This is a genomic window from Oceanospirillum linum (genome assembly GCF_001995095.2).
GTDB lineage: Bacteria > Pseudomonadota > Gammaproteobacteria > Pseudomonadales > Halomonadaceae > Oceanospirillum > Oceanospirillum linum.
Genome location: NZ_MTSD02000076.1, coordinates 1 through 461 on the forward strand (window position 1 = coordinate 1; position 461 = coordinate 461).

Below are 461 nucleotides of genomic sequence, written 5' to 3' on the forward strand. Positions count from 1 at the left end.
ATTAAAGTATAAGTGAAAGTATCGGCTTTTTCTGTTTGAACAACAGCAACGATATCGCCACCCCAGGCCTTGATATTATCTGTTTCTGGCGAGTTTGCATTAGTTATGCCATCCTCTGAAATATAACCTAATGGCTTAAATGCTGCATCTAACGCAGTAATCGAATCTGTTGGTAATGTTGTATCTAATGGTGCAGAATAGACAGCTCCACCAACTTTAGGTTTTGCTATGGTTACATTTTTTACATCTGACATTTATGTTCCTCCTTAATAATGATTCATATCAAATACCGCTTGATAGCGATATTCCTTAGTTGTTGTATCTGTGTAGTTATAATCGCTGTTGAGCTTAATTTTACTGATTTCATCTAGCTCAATCATTCCTTCAACCGTTTCTTTCACTGCTTCATTTAAAACAGCTGCTTCATACATTGAAGGAGCATAGCTTTGAAAGGCAAAAGT

2 protein-coding genes are annotated in these 461 nt (G+C 36.2%); both read right to left on the reverse strand.

Annotated elements, in window-relative coordinates:
* Window positions 1-254, reverse strand: a 254-nt coding sequence (locus BTA35_RS16690) for a phage tail tube protein (protein WP_202931303.1), incomplete at its 3' end; no start/stop codon positions are given.
* Between the two features lie 12 nt (window positions 255-266).
* Window positions 267-461 (reverse strand): hypothetical protein (locus tag BTA35_RS16695; RefSeq protein ID WP_202931304.1); only part of this gene is annotated, 195 nt, incomplete at its 5' end.